At 70.2% G+C, this 15,913-nt stretch carries 15 protein-coding genes; 12 read left to right on the top strand and 3 right to left on the bottom strand.

Annotated elements, in window-relative coordinates; translation table 11 throughout:
- From JHW38_RS08980 to JHW38_RS08965, 4 genes are all read left to right on the top strand, one after another.
- Entirely contained in the window at positions 1 to 597 is a 597-nt protein-coding gene (locus JHW38_RS08980; protein WP_242691286.1) for a pilus assembly PilX family protein, read from the top strand.
- A 1-nt stretch (position 598) separates the two neighbouring features.
- A complete protein-coding gene (locus JHW38_RS08975; protein WP_207525606.1) occupies positions 599 to 4,471 on the top strand; it encodes a pilus assembly protein in 3,873 nt (1,290 codons plus the stop codon).
- 145 nt (positions 4,472 to 4,616) lie between these two features.
- Positions 4,617 to 5,018 carry a type IV pilin protein gene (locus tag JHW38_RS25685; protein ID WP_207525605.1) on the top strand — a complete coding sequence of 134 codons (402 nt, stop codon included), beginning with the start codon at positions 4,617 to 4,619 and terminating at the stop codon, positions 5,016 to 5,018.
- Positions 5,019 to 5,057: 39 nt separating this feature from the next.
- A complete protein-coding gene (locus tag JHW38_RS08965) occupies positions 5,058 to 5,660 on the top strand; it encodes a hypothetical protein (RefSeq protein ID WP_242691285.1) in 603 nt (200 codons plus the stop codon).
- Positions 5,661 to 5,779: 119 nt separating this feature from the next.
- Here the strand turns inward: JHW38_RS08965 and ybeY are convergent, their stop codons facing one another.
- The 3 genes from ybeY to JHW38_RS08950 all read right to left on the bottom strand — a co-directional run bounded on the left by ybeY (position 5,780) and on the right by JHW38_RS08950 (position 7,861).
- A complete protein-coding gene (gene ybeY, locus JHW38_RS08960; RefSeq protein WP_207525604.1) occupies positions 5,780 to 6,262 on the bottom strand; it encodes an rRNA maturation RNase YbeY in 483 nt (160 codons plus the stop codon).
- Between the two features lie 205 nt (positions 6,263 to 6,467).
- Positions 6,468 to 7,454, bottom strand: coding sequence for a PhoH family protein (locus tag JHW38_RS08955; RefSeq protein ID WP_207525603.1), 987 nt, complete (start codon positions 7,452 to 7,454; stop codon positions 6,468 to 6,470).
- A gap of 158 nt (positions 7,455 to 7,612) precedes the next feature.
- Entirely contained in the window at positions 7,613 to 7,861 is a 249-nt protein-coding gene (locus JHW38_RS08950) for a hypothetical protein (protein WP_207525602.1), read from the bottom strand.
- Positions 7,862 to 8,309: 448 nt separating this feature from the next.
- On the opposite strand from JHW38_RS08950, the gene JHW38_RS08945 reads away from it, so the two are divergent.
- The 8 genes from JHW38_RS08945 to JHW38_RS08910 all read left to right on the top strand — a co-directional run bounded on the left by JHW38_RS08945 (position 8,310) and on the right by JHW38_RS08910 (position 15,710).
- Positions 8,310 to 9,293, top strand: coding sequence for a 3-oxoacyl-[acyl-carrier-protein] synthase III C-terminal domain-containing protein (locus tag JHW38_RS08945; protein WP_207525601.1), 984 nt, complete (start codon positions 8,310 to 8,312; stop codon positions 9,291 to 9,293).
- 10 nt (positions 9,294 to 9,303) lie between these two features.
- Positions 9,304 to 9,651: a DUF6053 domain-containing protein gene (locus JHW38_RS08940; protein WP_207525600.1), complete on the top strand. Its 348-nt coding sequence runs from the start codon at positions 9,304 to 9,306 to the stop codon at positions 9,649 to 9,651.
- Positions 9,648 to 10,667, top strand: a complete 1,020-nt coding sequence (locus tag JHW38_RS08935; protein ID WP_207525599.1) for an NAD-dependent epimerase/dehydratase family protein — start codon at positions 9,648 to 9,650, stop codon at positions 10,665 to 10,667. Before JHW38_RS08940 ends, JHW38_RS08935 begins: the two co-directional genes overlap by 4 nt.
- Positions 10,664 to 11,536, top strand: a complete 873-nt coding sequence (locus tag JHW38_RS08930) for an MBL fold metallo-hydrolase (protein ID WP_207525598.1) — start codon at positions 10,664 to 10,666, stop codon at positions 11,534 to 11,536. Before JHW38_RS08935 ends, JHW38_RS08930 begins: the two co-directional genes overlap by 4 nt.
- A 295-nt stretch (positions 11,537 to 11,831) precedes the next feature.
- Positions 11,832 to 12,515 (top strand): TetR/AcrR family transcriptional regulator, encoded by a 684-nt coding sequence (locus JHW38_RS08925; RefSeq protein WP_207525597.1) that lies wholly within the window; start codon positions 11,832 to 11,834, stop codon positions 12,513 to 12,515.
- A 17-nt stretch (positions 12,516 to 12,532) separates the two neighbouring features.
- The gene (locus JHW38_RS08920) at positions 12,533 to 13,609 is read left to right on the top strand and encodes an HlyD family efflux transporter periplasmic adaptor subunit (protein ID WP_207525596.1); all 1,077 of its coding nucleotides are present in this window, start codon (positions 12,533 to 12,535) and stop codon (positions 13,607 to 13,609) included.
- A 65-nt stretch (positions 13,610 to 13,674) separates the two neighbouring features.
- Entirely contained in the window at positions 13,675 to 14,613 is a 939-nt protein-coding gene (locus JHW38_RS08915) for an ATP-binding cassette domain-containing protein (protein ID WP_428995314.1), read from the top strand.
- Positions 14,610 to 15,710 (top strand): ABC transporter permease, encoded by a 1,101-nt coding sequence (locus JHW38_RS08910; protein WP_207525595.1) that lies wholly within the window; start codon positions 14,610 to 14,612, stop codon positions 15,708 to 15,710. Before JHW38_RS08915 ends, JHW38_RS08910 begins: the two co-directional genes overlap by 4 nt.
- Positions 15,711 to 15,913: the final 203 nt, after the last annotated feature.

Below are 15,913 nucleotides of genomic sequence, written 5' to 3'. Positions count from 1 at the left end.
GTGGCCGCCGATCGCCGTTCCCGCTTCGCCGACGTTCCCCGCGCGCGTGCGCGCCAGCGCGGCGCCGCCCTGGCCACGATCATGATCATGCTGCTGGTGATGATGTTGCTGGGGCTGGCGATCCTGCGCAGCACCGTGCTCGAGGAGCGCATGAGCGCGAACATGTACGACCGCAGCATCGCGTTCGAGTCGGCCGAACTGGCCTTGCGCGAAGCCGAGGACAAGGTCGGCGCCGCGGTCAGGGCCGGCTCCACGGTCGGTACGGATTGCTCAGCGCCCGGCGCGCGATGCCCGGCGGTTCCCGCCTCCGTCTATACCGCCGGCACGGTTTGCAGCGGCGCTTCGATCAGCGGCTGCTGGGTCGACGTCGCGGCCGACCTCAAGGCTCCTAAGGCCGGCGCGCCCCAGTACTACGTCGAATACATGGGGCGGCGCGAAACCTCCGACGACTACGGCGGCGTCGAAGCCGGATACGAATCCGGCAGCGCGTCGCAGAAGACCGCCGCCTTCTACCGCGTCACCGCGCGCAGCCACAACCCCGCCGCGGCGTCGGGCCGCGCGGTCGTGGTGTTGCAGACCACCTTGATGAGCTACTGACATGACCACACGTGCATCGCAGGCGCCGGACCGGACCCTCCACGCGGCCGATGCGGCGCGCGGCAAGCGCGGCCGCGGCGTGCCGGCGTTCCTCGCGGGAATGCTGGCGGTGCTGGCGTCGGCGCCGGGCGCCGCCGGCGTGTCGATGCCGGACCGGCCCTTGTCGATCGGCCCGGACGTGCCGAACAACCTGGTGCTGGTGCCGTCGGTGGAGTTCCCGACCATCATCAGCCAGGCCAACTTCGACCACGTCAACGGCACCGACGTCTATCAAGCCAACCGGGTCTATGCCGGCTACTTCGACTCCGACAAGTGCTACCAGTACGTTTTCAACACGGACGAGTCCAAGCGCCACTTCAAGCCGGTCGCCGTCGCGTCGAACCGCCTGTGCGCGGCGAACGGCCGGTTGTGGAGCGGCAACTTCATGAACTGGGCGACGACCCAGACCATCGATCCGTTCCGCAAGGCATTGACCGGCGGTTACCGGGTCGTGGACACGCCTACCGAAACCTGGCTGGAAAAGGCCGCGAGTTACCCCGAATGGGGCCATTCCGTCTATTTCCCGTACAAGACGCTCGGCAACCAACTGCCCACCCTGACCGGCGTGTCGCGACCGTTCGTGATGCGGATGCGCGTGATCGGCGCGGGTTCGCAGATGTACTTCACCCGCAACGACACCCTGGCCAGACCGGGCACGAACCAGGCGGCCACGGCGGACGATCGCCTCGGCAACGCCCTGCTGCCGACCGCCGCGGCGCCGACGCCGTGGATGGCCCTCACGCCCTACAACCCGGCCGTGCACGACCTGTCCGGACTCAACGGCTCCGTCAACGATCCCCGCGTTTACGCGGTCAGCATCCGCGTGGCGGTGTGCGTCGACTCCGGCGCGGTGAAACCCGAGGCGAACTGCAAGCAGTACTCGCAGGGGTGGAAGCCGGAAGGGCTGATCCAGAAGCATCGGGACAAGCTGCGCTACAGCATCTTCGGCTATCTCGTCGACCACGACATCAAGCGCGATGGCGGCATCCTGCGCGCGCGGCAGAAGTACGTCGGCCCCTACAGCTACGATCTGGCGAAGGGAACGACCAACGACAACGCCAACAAGGAGTGGGATCCCCACACCGGCGTGCAGTACGCCAATCCGGACCCGGTGGACGCCGCCGCGACCAACAGCGCCAACGGCATCAACACCGTCGTCAACAGCGGCGTGATCAACTACCTCAACAAGTTCGGCCAGACCACCAAGGAAAAGGCCAAGCAGTACGACCCGGTCAGCGAGCTCTTCTACGCCGCCGTGCGCTATTTCAAGGCGCAGGACAACGTGCCCGAGTACAGCACGATCCCCGCCGGCAAGGGCGATGCGCAGAGCGACCGCTTCCCGGTCATCACCGACTGGTCGGTCAATCCGATCCAGTATTCCTGCCAGCGCAACGTCGCCATCGGCATCGGCGACGTCGGCACCTGGGCGGACCGCAACCTGCCGGGCGCGAGCAGCCAGGCGGGGGAGAAGGAGCCGGCGCGGCCGGGCCGGGTGTCCAGCGACACCACGGTCAATGTGGTGACCGCGTTGCAGACCGTGTTCGACATGGAAGGGATCACCTCGTACGTCGCCGACGGACAGTACACCGGCGGTCTGACGCCTACGTCCGGCAATCCGCTGCCGCGCTCCAATTCCGCGTTCATCGCCGGCCTGGCTTACGACGCTCATACCCGCGACCTGCAACCGTCGATGCCCGGAATGCAGACGCTGTCGACCTTCTGGGTCGACGTGGTGCAGGAGCAGACCGTCAAGGAACGCGAGAAGAACCAATACTATCTGGCGGCCAAGTACGGCGGTTTCGAGGTTCCCGCCGACTTCCAGCCTTACGGCCGCAAGGAGCCGCTGCCCGACGCCTGGTGGACGAACGGCGATCTGGTCGGGTTGGCGAACCAGATCAACGACAAGCGGCCGCGCAATTACTTCGTCGCCTTCCAGGCGCAGGAAATGATGACTGGTCTGGCCCGCGCGTTCGAGGGCGCGCTGGCCCTGCGCCGCGGCGCCGCCAGCGGCGTCGGCACCAACGGCGCGACCGCGGAAGGCGGGGCCCTGATCTATCTGCCGACGTTCTTCACCGACTGGCACGGCGAGCTGACCGCGTTCGGCCTGGATGCCGTTACCGGCGGCTACGTCCCCAAGTGGACGGCCGGCGCCATGCTTCCGCAGCCCAACGACCGAAAAATCTACGCCAACAGCGGCGGCTACAAGGCCTTCCGCGACGATCAGCTCTCGGGCGCCGACCGCGCTAATCTGTCCGCGCGCGGCGCCAGCAGCGCGGATGTCGTGAACTATCTTCGCGGCGACCGCAGCAAGGAAGTCGCGCGCGGCGGCAGCCTGCGCAACCGCGGCGGCGCGCTCGGCGACTTCGTCCACTCCTCGCCGGTCTACGTCGGCAAGCCGGGCGCGGTCGCGTATGCCGCGGCCAGTTTTCCCGGCAGCAAGGAGTACGAGGCGTTCGCGAGGAAAGCGGCGACCCGCACGGCGACGGTCTACATCGGCGCGAACGACGGCATGCTGCACGGATTCGACGCCGCCACCGGCAGGGAGCTCTACGCGTTCATGCCCGCCGCGGCGCTGGCCGTCCCGGCCGGCCTGGCGAATTACGCCGCGCCGGACTACGCCCATCGCTACTTCGTCGACGGCGAGCTGACCGCGGCCGACGTCTACATCGGCGGGGCCTGGAAAACCGTGCTGATCGGCACCATGGGGCGCGGCGGCAAGGGCGTATTCGCGCTCGACATCACCGACCCCAACGACGTCAAGTTCCTGTGGGAGCGATACGAGAGCAGCACTCCCGCGCTGGGCAACAACCTGAGCAAGCCGGTCGTGGTCCAGGTCGCCAGCGGGGTATGGAAGGTCTTGCTCGGCAACGGCCCGAACAGTTCGGGCGACCGCGCGCAATTGCTCACGATCGACGTGGCGACCGGCGTGGCGGCGAACATCGACACCGGTGCCGGCAGCGACAATGGCCTGGCCGGCGTGTATCCCTGGGACTCCGACAACGACGGTTTCGCCGACGCCGCCTATGCCGGCGATCTCGCCGGCAATTTGTGGAAGTTCCGTAACCTCGGCGCTACGCCGAGCGCGGTCAAGCTGTTCGCGACGGGCGACCCGAAGCAGCCGATCACCGCCGCGCCGCTGGTGGGACGCAAGCCGGACTCGACCGAGGACTGGGTGTTTTTCGGCACCGGCCGCTATCTGGGCGTCGGCGATCCCGGGGACAAGACGGCACAGGCCTGGTACGGAATCATCGACAAGGGCACCACCGTCGCCAAGGCGCAGCTGGTCCAGCGCAAGATCCAGACCGAAACCAGCCTCAAGGACAAGGACGGCAACAACGTGCCGGTGCGCGCGATGTCGGCCGCAACCCAGGGCGACATGGACGGCAAGTCGGGCTGGTACATCGACCTGGTCCCGCCCACCGGCGCGGCCCAGGGCGAGCGCATGGTCAGCCGCAACCTGTTCGACGGCAACCGCCTGCTCGGCGCCACCCAGATTCCGAACGCCGCCGATCCCTGCAACGTCGGCGGCAGCGGCTGGATCATGGAAATCGATCCGTTCACCGGGGCCCGCACCAGCGGCCGGGTGTTCGACGCCAACGGCGACGGCACGATCGACTACAAGGACGATACGCCGGGCGGCAACGGCCAGCAGTCGATACCGACGAGCGGCGTCGGCACCGGCAGCGGCATGAACGCCATCTCGATCATTCGCGGCCAGAACGACAACACGGTCGTAGGCAGCGACCAGACCGGCAAGCCGGTCGGCCAGGGAACGGCGACCGCGGATATCGGGGTGAAGCGATTGTCGTGGCGGGAAGTCGTGCGGCGCGATTGAGCGGGCCGGCCGATGCGCCGGGTCGATGCGCGCCGCACGCGCATACGCGAGGAGCGCGTTCGACCGAGCGCGCGGTAGACCGGCCTGACCGGAAGGCGCCGCCGTCGAGGCGGACGAGCCCAATGCGAGTGTTCGAGGGAATGCGATGAAACGTGGATGTGCGGGTTTCACTCTGATCGAGTTGATGATCGTGCTGGCGGTCGTGGCGATCCTCACCGCCATGGCCTATCAGTCTTACCAGGCGCAGATCCTGAAATCGCGCCGCGCCGTCGCCACGGCCTGCCTGATGGAGCAGGTCCAGACGATGGAGCGCTATTACACGACCAAGTTCAGCTACTCGGGGGCGAAGCTGTCCGCGGGCGGTTGCGTCAACGAACTCAGCGCGTTCTACACCTTCGGCAGCACGATCAACGCGGCCACTTATTCGCTGACTGCGGAACCGAAAGGCGCGCAGGCGAAGGATGCGAAATGCATGAAGTTGTCGATCGATCAGGCCGGGGTCAAGGGCAAAACCGGCAGTGCGGGCGACGTTCTGGATTGCTGGTGAAAACCCGCGGCGGCGCAAATTCCTAGGCCGGTTCGGGCATTGCGCCTATGGCCGGGAGCCGCCGGTCTCGCTCAAGCTGTCCAGGCCGGTGCGCAGTGCGCCGGCCTTGTCGTCCGCAATCCAAGGAAGGTGGCTCCGATGTCGTTCATCCGTTCCCGTCGCATGCCAGGCGCGGCGTTCGCCGCAGCGATGTGCTTGTTGTCCGTTGCGTTCGCCGCGTCCGCGCAGTCCTCGTCCGGACCCTACACCGACGCCGAAAACCGCTTGTCCGGCGACGACGAAGTGGAAGCCTGGTATGGCGGCATGCACAAGCTGCGCCGCGACTTCGACCAGATCTGCGGCGACACGTTCTGCGAAGGCGACTACAGCAACATCTACGCCTTGCGCTTGCGCTGTTCGGTCGTCGCGGCCAGCGGCCTGCTGGGGCGCTGCGTGTGGGTCTTCGCCGCGAGCAACGAGGAGATCGATCCGGCCAGCGGGCGTATCGTCGTGCAACCGAAGATCTGGCGCTGCGTACTGCCGCTGGCGCCGAAGACGTCGCTGTCGTCGCTGCTCGCGGTCCTGGCGCAGGAGCGGCCGCTTTACGCGCCGCTGCCGAACAGCTCGCGCAGCATCTACGATGGATTGAGCGACTGCCTTTAGGCCGACGGCGCCGGTCGGGAGCGCGCCGTGGAAGACATGGCGCGGTCGGCGGAGGGGCGCGGAAAGGCTCGCCGCCGCTGTTCGCTGTTCGCTGTTCGCCGGTGACGCCGATCCGAAGCTCAATCCTGCAGGTACGGATCCTCGATCCCGAGCGACGCCAGGATCTCCCGCTCCAACTGCTCCATGCACTCGGCCTCGCGCTCGTCCTCGTGGTCCCAGCCGAGCAGGTGCAGTACGCCGTGCACGGTGAGGTGGGCGTAATGATCGTTGAGCGGCTTCTTCTGCTCGCGCGCCTCGCGCGCGACCACCGGGGCGCAGATGACCAGATCGCCGAGCAGCGGCAGCTTGACCCCTTTCGGCAGGCCCTCGGGCAGGTCGGCGGGGAAGCTCAGCACGTTGGTGGCGTAGTCGCGGCCGCGGTAATGGCGGTTCAGCGAGCGGCCTTCCTTGCTGTCGACCAGGCGGATCGCCAGGTCGGCTTCGCGGATGCGGCCCTTGAGCGCGGCGGCGACCCATTTGCGGAAGCTGGCCGCGGCCGGCAGGCCCTTGCGCGGCAGGGCGTAGTTGATGGCGACATCGAGTCGGACGGGACCTTGGGTCATCGCGGCGCTCACTGGCTGTTCGGTGGTTCGGGTGGTGCGGTCGCGGCATCGCGGCCGGCATCGCCGTTGCGGCGCGACGGTCGGGACCTCGTCCCGGTCGTCGCGCCAGGGTACGCAGGGACGCAGCCGCAGCGGCGCCGATGCGTCGCCGCCCGCGCCGGCGCCGGGTCGAAACCGGCGTCGCGCGGGCGTGCGGCCCGCCGCCTCAGGCGGTCGGGCCGGTCTGCGCGTCCTTGGCGTCGCGCGCGTCGTAAGCGGTGACGATGCGCGCGACCAGCGGATGGCGGACCACGTCCTTGGCTTCGAAGAAAGTGAAGCTGATCCCGTCGACGTTGCGCAGCACGTCCAGCGCGTCGCGCAGGCCCGACTTGACGTGCTTGGGCAAGTCGATCTGGGTCAGGTCGCCGGTGACCACCGCGGTGCTGCCGTAGCCGATGCGGGTCAGGAACATCTTCATCTGTTCGATGGTGGTGTTCTGCGCCTCGTCGAGGATCACATAGGCGTCGTTGAGGGTGCGGCCGCGCATGTAGGCCAGCGGCGCGATCTCGATGACGTTCTTTTCCAGCAGCTTGACCACTTTCTCGACGCCGAACATTTCGTACAGCGCGTCGTACAGCGGGCGCAGGTAGGGATCGACCTTCTGGGTCAGGTCGCCGGGCAGGAAGCCGAGCTTCTCGCCGGCTTCCACCGCCGGGCGCACCAGGATCAGCCGCTGCACGCGCGATTCGTTCAGCGCCTCGACCGCGCTGGCCACGGCCAGGAAGGTCTTGCCGGTGCCGGCCGGGCCGATGCCGAAATTGATGTCGTGGGTGGCGATCGCGTGCAGGTACTTGGACTGGTTGGCGCCGCGGCCGCGCACGGTGCCGCGCTTGACCCGGATCGCGACTTCCTGCGGTTCGTAGTCGCGCTGCGCGACCTGCTCGGCGCCGGTTTCGGTCAGCGCCAGATGGATCGCGTTGTCGTCGAGGGTTTCCTCGGCGGCGTCCTTCCACAGCCGGCGCAGCAGCTTCTCGGCCTGGCCGACCGCGCCGTCGGGGCCGTCGATGCGGAAAATGTTGCCGCGATTGGCGATTTCCACGCCCAGGCGCAGTTCGATCATGCGCAGATGGCCGTCGAACGGGCCGCTGAGGTTGGCCAGACGCTCGCTGTCGGCGGGGTCGAGGGTGAATTCGGAGACGGTGCGTGCGGGCATGGGGACAGCGTAGAAGGATCGTGCACGCGATGCGTGCCGGGGTGTCACAGCTTGCGCCTGTCGGCCGGTTTTCGCAAAGCGCGGGCCAAGCCGCAGGCCGCTGCGACGGGCTGCGGCGGCGCAGCGAGCCGCGCGCCGGAACGGCCGCGGGCCGCGCTTCAGCCGCGCCCGGCGCGCGCCGCGCGCCAGATCCGCAGCGCGCCGATCGCGGCCACGACCGCCGAGCCGGCCAGCCACAGCGCGGCGATGGTCTCCAGCTCGAATCCGCCGTGACGGGTCGCGCGCATCCAGCCGCGCACCAGCCCCAGGACGCCCAGGCCGAGCAGCCAGACGCCGAGCGCTTCGCGCGCGAGCAGGCCGGCGCGGGCGGGGCGGGGCGGTTCGTCGTGGACGGGCGATGGCGGCATCGCGGAACTCCTTCGGCGTGCGGTGCGCGAGCGGCGACAGGGTTGCGCGGCGCTCGCTCGCGGGCAAGCGGCGGATCGTCGCGGTGGGGGCAGGGTGGCGGCGCGGGCGTCACGGTTGCGTGTGCGTCGCGGGATCGGGCGGAATGCGGGGCCGCGCATCGCGCGCGCAGTCGCGCTCGCCGGCAGAAACGCACGCGGCGGCTTGGCCGTCCCGCCCGGCCGCCGCGCGCGGCCGCCGCCCGAACGCGCACTGCCGCGTGCTTCCACGCAGCGCCCGCACCGCATCGGCTTCGCCTGCGGCCCGCCCGCCGCCTCGGCAAACCCGCCGCGCTGCCGCATACTGCCGGCGCACATGGATACCCGAACGCACCGCTCGCCGCCCGGATCCGCGGCCCCTTCCGCCGGCGCACGCCGCAGCGCCGGCGCCGCGCCGGATCTGGACTGGCGCGTGCGCATCGCCGGGCTCGGCCGCTACCTGCCGCGGCGCCGCGTCGACAGCGCCCAGATCGAAGACCAGGTCGGCCTGCCGCGCGGCTGGGCCCTGGAAAACAGCGGTGTCGCGTTCCGCCATTGGGCCGAGCCCGAACGCGAACGCGCCAGCTGGATGGGCGCGCAGGCCGCGTTGCAGGCCTGCGAACGCGCCGGCATCGCGGCGGACGCGGTCGACCTGATCCTCAACGCCTCCGGTTCGGCCGAGCGCGCGATTCCCGACGGCGGCCCGCTGTTGCAGCGCGAACTCGGGCTCGGGCGTTCCGGCATTCCGGCGCTGTCGGTGCACGCCACCTGCCTGAGCTTCGTCGCCGCGCTGGAACTGGCGGCCGAGCGCATCCACCACGGCCGCATCGAACGCGCGCTGGTGGTCAGCAGCGAGGTCGCCTCGGTCGGCCTGGATTTCGCCAACCCCGAGGTCTGCACCCTGTTCGGCGACGGCGCCGCGGCGGCGGTGCTCGAACGTGCGCCCGACGGCAGCGCCAGCCGCATCCACCGCATCGCCTGGCGCACGCTCGGCGAGGGCGTGGACATCACCACCCTGCGCGGCGGCGGCAGCTGGCGCCCGCCGCTGGGGCCGACCACGCAGCCGGCCGACGCGCTGTTCTCGATGCAGGGCCAGGCCGCGCTGCGCAGCGGCATCCGCCTGGTCCCGCACGTGATGCGCCGCCTCGGCCTGGACGACGTGGGCGCGCGCGCCGCGCTGCGCTGGGTCGCCCCGCACCAGGCCAGCCGCGCCGCGCTGGAAGTGATCGAACAGATCGGCTTCAGCGGCGCGGCGATCGTGCGCACGCTCGAACACACCGGTAACTGCATCGCCGCCTCGATTCCGCTGGCGTTGGAGCAGGGTGTGCGCGAAGGCCTGATCCGGCGCGGCGACACCGGCGTGTTGCTCGGCACCGGCGCCGGTTTGTCCGGCGTCGGTTTGACGCTTACTTACTGAGCGCGCGGCGATGATGAGCAAAGCACCATTCGTCGCCGCGTTCGTCAGCAAGCTTTCGGCTCCGGTTACGGTTTCGATTCCGGTCGCGGTGCCGGTGCCGGTTCCGCTGCACGGCACGGCGCCCACCGCTGCATTGATCGAAGTACCCTCGATGCAGATGTCGATGTCGGCGCCTACGCCTACGCCTACGCCGATGTCGGTACAGATGCGCGGCAAAGCCAACCACACCGCTTTTGTGCGGATGCCTTCAGTCCCGCCGCTCCTGTTTCAACTCTCGGCGATCCGGCCGGACAGCCTCGGGCCTGAAAACCCTCCCACAAAACCCGGCCGCCCCATCCGCACAGGCCATCGCCCATGACCGCCGACCGCCGCATCGTCGTCACCGGCGCCACCGGTTTCCTCGGCGGCGCGCTCGCGCGCCATCTCGCCGCGGCGCGGCCGTGGCAGCAGGTGGTCGGGCTCGGCCGCGACGCGGAGCGCGGCCGCGCGCTGCAGGCGCAGGGCGTGGAATTCCACGCGCTCGATCTCACCGACGAAGCCGCCGTGCACCGCATCCTGCGCGGCGCCGACACGGTCGTGCACTGCGCCGCGCTGTCGAGCCCGTGGGGCCGGCGCGAGGCCTTCGTCGCCGCCAATCTCACCGCCACCGAACATGTGGTGGCCGCCTGCATCGCCCGGCAGGTGCGGCGGCTGGTGCATATCTCGACCCCGGGCATCTATCACGACGGCGCGCCGCACCATGGCATCCGCGAGGACCAGCCGCTGCCGGCCGTGCCGGTCAACGACTACGCCGCGACCAAGCTCGCCGCCGAGCGCGTCGTGTTCGAACGCTGCGCCGCCGGCGGCGTGTCGGCGCTGGCGCTGCGGCCGCGCGCGATCTTCGGACCCGGCGACAGCGCGATCCTGCCGCGGCTGGCGCAGGCGCTGCGCGCCGGCCGGCTGCGCCGGATCGGTTCGGAAGACTGCCAGGTCGACCTGAGCTACATCGACAACGTCGTCGACGCCTGCGTGCTGGCGATGGACGCGTCGTGGCGTCTGGGAGGACGCGTTTACAACATCAGCAACGGCGAACCGGTAGCGATCTGGAGCGTGATCGACCGGCTCGCCGACGCCTTGTCGCTGCCGCGGCCGCGCAAGCGCGTGCCCAAGCCGCTGGCGCTGGCATTGGCGAGCGCGGTGGAGTCGTTCCATCGGCGCTTTCGGCCCGACACCGAGCCGGCGCTGCTGCGTTACGGCGTCGAATTGCTCAGCGTCGACATGACCCTGGACATTGCGCGCGCGCGCGACGAACTGGGGTATCGTCCGCGGGTGAACATGGACGATGCGCTGAACAAGACCTTGCACGAGCTGGCGCGCGCGGAGGCGCGGCGGTGAGCGGCGAGGTCGCGCTGACTCTGGCCGCGTCCGGCCACAGTTGCGCCGACCCGCGCCACCTCGGCCTCGCCGCCGGCGCGCCGCTGCGTTTTCCCGCCGGCTGGGCGCTGATCGAACATCCGGTGCAGGGCGCGATCCTGTTCGACTGCGGCTACGGCGCCGACGCGCGCCTGGCGATGCGCGCCGGCCTGCGTTGGGTCTACCGCCGCGTCATCCACGCCTGCTGCCCGCCGCACGCCGACGCCGCGCACCTGCTGCGCCAGCGCGGCCTCGACGCCGACGACGTGCGCCTGCTGATCGTCAGCCACTTCCACCCCGACCACATCGGCGGCCTCGGCGAATTCCGCCGCGCGCGCTTCATCGCCCACGCCCAGGCCTGGCGCGGCATCCAGCAGGCCGGCTGGTTCGAACTGCTGCACGCGCAGATCTGGAAAGAACTGCTGCCGGCGGATTTCGCCGAGCGCCTGCAACTGCTCGACGACGACGGCCGGCGCCCGCTCGAAGGCGATCTGGCCGGTTTCGGCGAAGGCTGGGACCTGTTCGGCGACGGCAGCCTGCACGCGCTGTCGCTGCCGGGCCACGCGCGCGGCCAGCTCGGCCTGGGCTTGCGCACCCGCCACGGCGAACGCGCCGTGCTCGCCGCCGACGCGTTCTGGCGGCGCGAACAACTCGACCGTCCGCAGGCGCTGCCGTGGCTGACCCAGCAGGTCGCGATGGACGACCCCGGCGCCTACCTCGACACCCTGCGCCGCCTCGCGCGCTTCCGCGACACCCACCGCGACGCCTGGGTGATCCCGTCGCACTGCGCCGACACGCTGGCGCAGTGGCGCCAGCGCTATCCGCACGCCGTACTCGAAACGCAGGACTGACCGCGCACGTCTGCGAGCCGCGACCGCGCCGAACCGCTGACGACGAAACCTGCGGCGCAGCTGCGTTGCCGCGGTCGCGGCTCGCGCCGCTCCTACAGTCGGAACCGCTGCAACGCGCAAACGCGCATCTCGATCGCCCCCTGTAGGAGCGGCGCAAGCCGCGACCGCGCCAAACCGGCAACGACGCAATCCACGGCGCAGCTGCCTCCCAGCCGCCGCACAAGGCGGGCAGGGCCCGCAACCGCTCGTCGGAACCCGCTTGCGATCTAATTAATCATTGAATTAAATATGCCGCATGACCACCCCCAAACCCGCCCGCCGCGGCCGTCCGCGCAAGAGCGAGACGCCCAAGCGCGCCCCCGGCCGCCCCGCGGCCGCCGACAACCCGGGCCTGCGCGAGCGCCTGCTCGACGCCGCCATCGCCTGTTACGCCCGCCAGGGCATCGCCGCGACCTCGCTGCGCGCCATCGCCGCCGAGGCCGGGGTCAATCCGGCGCTGCTGCATTACTACTTCGGCGACAAGGAACAACTGCAGCAGGCGGTCAGCAACGAACGCCTGCTGCCGCTGGTGCTGAGCCTGCGCGACGGGCTCGGCGACGCGAACGCCGACGTGTTCGACCTGATCGGCCGCTTCGTCGCCAACATCGGCCGGATCATCGAAACCCATCCCTGGCTGCCGTCGCTGTGGGTGCGCGAGGTGCTGTGCGAGGGCGGGGCGCTGCGCGAAACCCTGCTGTACGACAAGATCGGCCCGCTGCTGCCGCGCATGCTCGCCGCGCGTTTCGCCCAGGCCCAGGCCGAAGGCCGCATCAACGCCGACCTCGACCCGCGCCTGCTGATGGTCAGCCTGATCGGCCTGACCCTGTTCCCCGCCGCGAGCGCGCCGATCTGGCGCCATCTGTTCGGCGCCGACGACCTCGAACCCGCGGCGCAGCGCCGCCACGCCCTGGCCCTGCTCGACCGGGGGCTGACGCCGTGAACGCCAAGGAGCGCGCGATGCCCGCCGAACCCCGTCCCGCGCGGTGCGACACCGCGCTGCTGCCGTTGCGCAGCCGCCTGCTCAGCGCTGCGCCGCGCGCCGCCGCGACCCCGCGCGAAACCGGCCCGCGCAAGCGCCGCGACGCGCTGCGGCGCAGCGGCGCGCTCGCATTGCTCGCACTCGCCCTGAGCGGCTGCGCCGCCGACCAACCGCAGGCGCTCGGCACGCTGGAATGGGACCGCATCGCCTTGCCCGCGCCGGTGGCGGAGAAAGTCGTGCGGATCGACGTGCGCGAAGGCCAGCGGGTCAAGGCCGGCGCGCGCGTGCTGCAGCTCGAGCCCGACCGCAGCCGTTCGCAACTGCAGGCCGCGCAGGCGCAGGCGCAGCAATCGGCGCAAGCGCTGGCCGAACTGGAAGCCGGCCCGCGCAGCGAGGCGATCGATCAGGCCCGCGCCAATCTCGCCGCGGCGCAGGCGCAGCAGCGCGACGCCGGCGCTTACTACGAGCGCGTGCGTCCGCTCGGCCAGCGCCAGCTGATCGCCGCGGCCGACGTCGACCGCGCCCGCGCCGCCGCCGGCAACGCGGTCGCGCAGGTGCGCGCGGCGCAGGCCGCGCTGCTGGAACTGGAACGCGGCAACCGCCGCGAAGACATCGCCCAGGGCCGCGCCGCGCTCGCCGCCGCGCAGGCCCAGGCCGCGGTGCAGCAGGTGTCGTTCGCCAAGCTCGACGTGCTGGCGCCGCGCGACGGCGTGGTCGACAGCCTGCCGTACAAGCTCGGCGACCAGGCTCCGATCGGTTCGCCGCTGGCGGTGATGCTGGTCGGCGCGCGTCCGTTCGCGCGCGTGTACGTGCCCGAGCCGATCCGCCAGGACGTGCGCGTCGGCCGCCTCGCCAAGGTCTATGTCGAAGGCCGCGCGCGCGCCTGGAACGGCCGCGTGCGGATGATCCGCAGCGAAGCCAGCTTCACCCCGTATTACGCGCTGACCGGCGAAGACGCCGCGCGCCTGAGCTATCTGTGCGAAGTCGAGCTGACCGATGCCGACGCCGCCGAACTGCCGGCCGGCCTGCCGGTGCGGGCCGAGTTCGCGCCGTGAGCGCCGTCGCCGCGCCCGTTGCGGCCGGATCCGTCGCTGCCGAGCCGGCGATCCGCGCGCGCGGCATGAGCAAGCGCTTCGGCGAACTGCAGGCGGTGAACCGGGTCGACCTGACCGTGCCGCGCGCCTGCGTGTACGGCTTCCTCGGCCCTAATGGTTCCGGCAAGTCGACCACGATCCGCATGCTGTGCGGCCTACTGACGCCGAGCGAGGGCGAGATCGAAGTGCTGGGCCTGAAGATCCCGGCGCAGGCCGAACAACTGCGCCGCCGGATCGGCTACATGACCCAGAAGTTCTCGCTGTTCGAAGACCTCAGCGTGCGCGAGAACCTCGAATTCCTCGCCGCCGTGCAGGACATTCCGAAAGCCGCCGCGCGCAAGCGCATAGACGAGTTGATCGAGCAGTACCGCTTCGAAGATCGCCAGAAGCAGCTCGCCGGCACCATGAGCGGCGGCCAGAAACAGCGGCTGGCGCTGGCCGGCGCGGTCATCCACGAGCCCGAGCTGTTGTTCCTCGACGAACCCACCAGCGCGGTCGATCCCGAATCGCGCCGCGATTTCTGGGAAAAACTGTTCGAACTGGCCGACGCCGGCACCACCTTGCTGGTGTCGACCCACTACATGGACGAAGCCGAGCGCTGCCACCGCCTGGCGATCCTCGACCGCGGCGTGCTGGTCGCCGACGGCACGCCGGCCGAACTGACCGGCGAGTTGCAAGGCCGCGCGGTCGAAGTGCGCGCCGCGCAGCCGCGCAAGGCCCAGCGCGCGCTGGTCGATCTGCCCGGCGTGCTCAGCGTGGCCCAGATCGGCAACGACCTGCGGGTGTTGCTGGCCGACGCCGACACCGCCGAGCAGAGCCTGACCGACGCGCTGCGCGCGGCCGGGCTCGACGCCGAAGTGGCCAAGGCCAAGCCGAACCTGGAAGACGTATTCGTCGCCGCGACCCGCGGCGAAGCGCCGGCGCCGCAAGCGCAAGCCGCGGCGACGCGCGGGGAGGGCGGATGAAACTGCGCCGGCTGTGGGCCATCGTGCTCAAGGAAGTGCGGCAGCTGCGCCGCGACCGCATCACCCTGGCGATGATCGTGATGATCCCGGTCGGACAGCTGGTGCTGTTCGGCTATGCCATCAACCTCAACCCGCGCGGGCTCAACGCCGCCATCGCCGACCAGGCCGGCACCGCGACCTCGCGCGCGCTGGTGATGGACATGGTCGCCACCGGCGTGATCCGTCCGGTCGCGCACGCCGACACGCCGCAGCAACTGGTCGACATGCTCCGCCGCGGCGAGATCAGCGTCGGCATCGCGGTGCCGCCGGATTTCGAACGCCGCCGCATCGACGGCCGCGAGGCCTTGCAGGTCATGGTCGACGGCAGCGACACCGTGGTCCAGAGCGCGGCCGCGCAGCTGGCGCAGACGCCGCTCGACAGTTCCAGCGCGGCGCCGCGACGGATTTCGCCGAGCACCGGATCGATCGGGGTGGTGTCGTTCTACAACCCGCAACGGCGCTCGCCGGTCAACATCGTGCCGGGGCTGATCGGGGTGATCCTGACCATGACCATGGTGATGTTCACCTCGGTCGCGATCGTGCGCGAGCGCGAACGCGGCAACATGGAACTGCTGATCACCACGCCGGTGAGCCGGACCGAGCTCATGATCGGCAAGGTGCTGCCGTATTCGCTGATCGGCCTGATCCAGACCACGGTGGTGCTGCTGCTGGGCCTGTGGCTGTTCGACGTGCCGATCAAGGGCAGCGTGCTCGACGTCTACGCCGCCGCGGTGCTGCTGATCCTGGCCAACCTCGCGCTCGGCCTGATGATCTCGACCAAGGCCGCCTCGCAGTTCCAGGCGATGCAGATGACCGTGTTCATCCTGCTGCCGTCGATCCTGCTGTCGGGCTTCATGTTCCCGTACGCCGGCATGCCCGCGGCGGCGCAGTGGCTGTCCGAAGTGCTGCCGATGACCCACTTCCTGCGCCTGATCCGCGGAGTCATGCTGCGCGGCGCGGGCCTGCTCGAGCTGTGGCACGACGTAGCGTATCTGCTCGGCTTCATCGCGGTGATGATGAGCCTGGCGGTATCGCGGTTCCGCAAACGGCTGGATTGAGCCGCGCCCTCCCGCCCCCGTCGTAACGACGAAAGCCAAAACCCAGTTCGATCTTGCCTTTGACTTGCTATTAGCTCCCCCCGCCGCCCCGAACTCGCCACAGGCAAACAGAGACCCGAAGGGCGCGCGCATGGATGCGCGCGTGCGGGACCGGGCCAGGATGCCCCTTGTCCCGCATCCCTGCGCAACTGACGAGCCCTAGT

This window comes from Lysobacter enzymogenes (assembly GCF_017355525.1).
Taxonomy (GTDB): Bacteria; Pseudomonadota; Gammaproteobacteria; order Xanthomonadales; family Xanthomonadaceae; genus Lysobacter; species Lysobacter enzymogenes_C.
This window is presented reverse-complemented; position numbering and strand designations above follow the sequence as displayed.

Coding starts and splice junctions, on each gene's coding strand:
- JHW38_RS08975 (WP_207525606.1), top strand. CDS start 599: ATGACCACACGTGCATCGCAGGCGCCGGACCGGACCCTCCACGCGGCC.
- JHW38_RS25685 (WP_207525605.1), top strand. CDS start 4,617: ATGAAACGTGGATGTGCGGGTTTCACTCTGATCGAGTTGATGATCGTG.
- ybeY (WP_207525604.1), bottom strand. CDS start 6,262: ATGACCCAAGGTCCCGTCCGACTCGATGTCGCCATCAACTACGCCCTG.
- JHW38_RS08955 (WP_207525603.1), bottom strand. CDS start 7,454: ATGCCCGCACGCACCGTCTCCGAATTCACCCTCGACCCCGCCGACAGC.
- JHW38_RS08950 (WP_207525602.1), bottom strand. CDS start 7,861: ATGCCGCCATCGCCCGTCCACGACGAACCGCCCCGCCCCGCCCGCGCC.
- JHW38_RS08940 (WP_207525600.1), top strand. CDS start 9,304: ATGATGAGCAAAGCACCATTCGTCGCCGCGTTCGTCAGCAAGCTTTCG.
- JHW38_RS08935 (WP_207525599.1), top strand. CDS start 9,648: ATGACCGCCGACCGCCGCATCGTCGTCACCGGCGCCACCGGTTTCCTC.
- JHW38_RS08925 (WP_207525597.1), top strand. CDS start 11,832: ATGACCACCCCCAAACCCGCCCGCCGCGGCCGTCCGCGCAAGAGCGAG.
- JHW38_RS08920 (WP_207525596.1), top strand. CDS start 12,533: ATGCCCGCCGAACCCCGTCCCGCGCGGTGCGACACCGCGCTGCTGCCG.
- JHW38_RS08915 (WP_428995314.1), top strand. CDS start 13,675: ATGAGCAAGCGCTTCGGCGAACTGCAGGCGGTGAACCGGGTCGACCTG.
- JHW38_RS08910 (WP_207525595.1), top strand. CDS start 14,610: ATGAAACTGCGCCGGCTGTGGGCCATCGTGCTCAAGGAAGTGCGGCAG.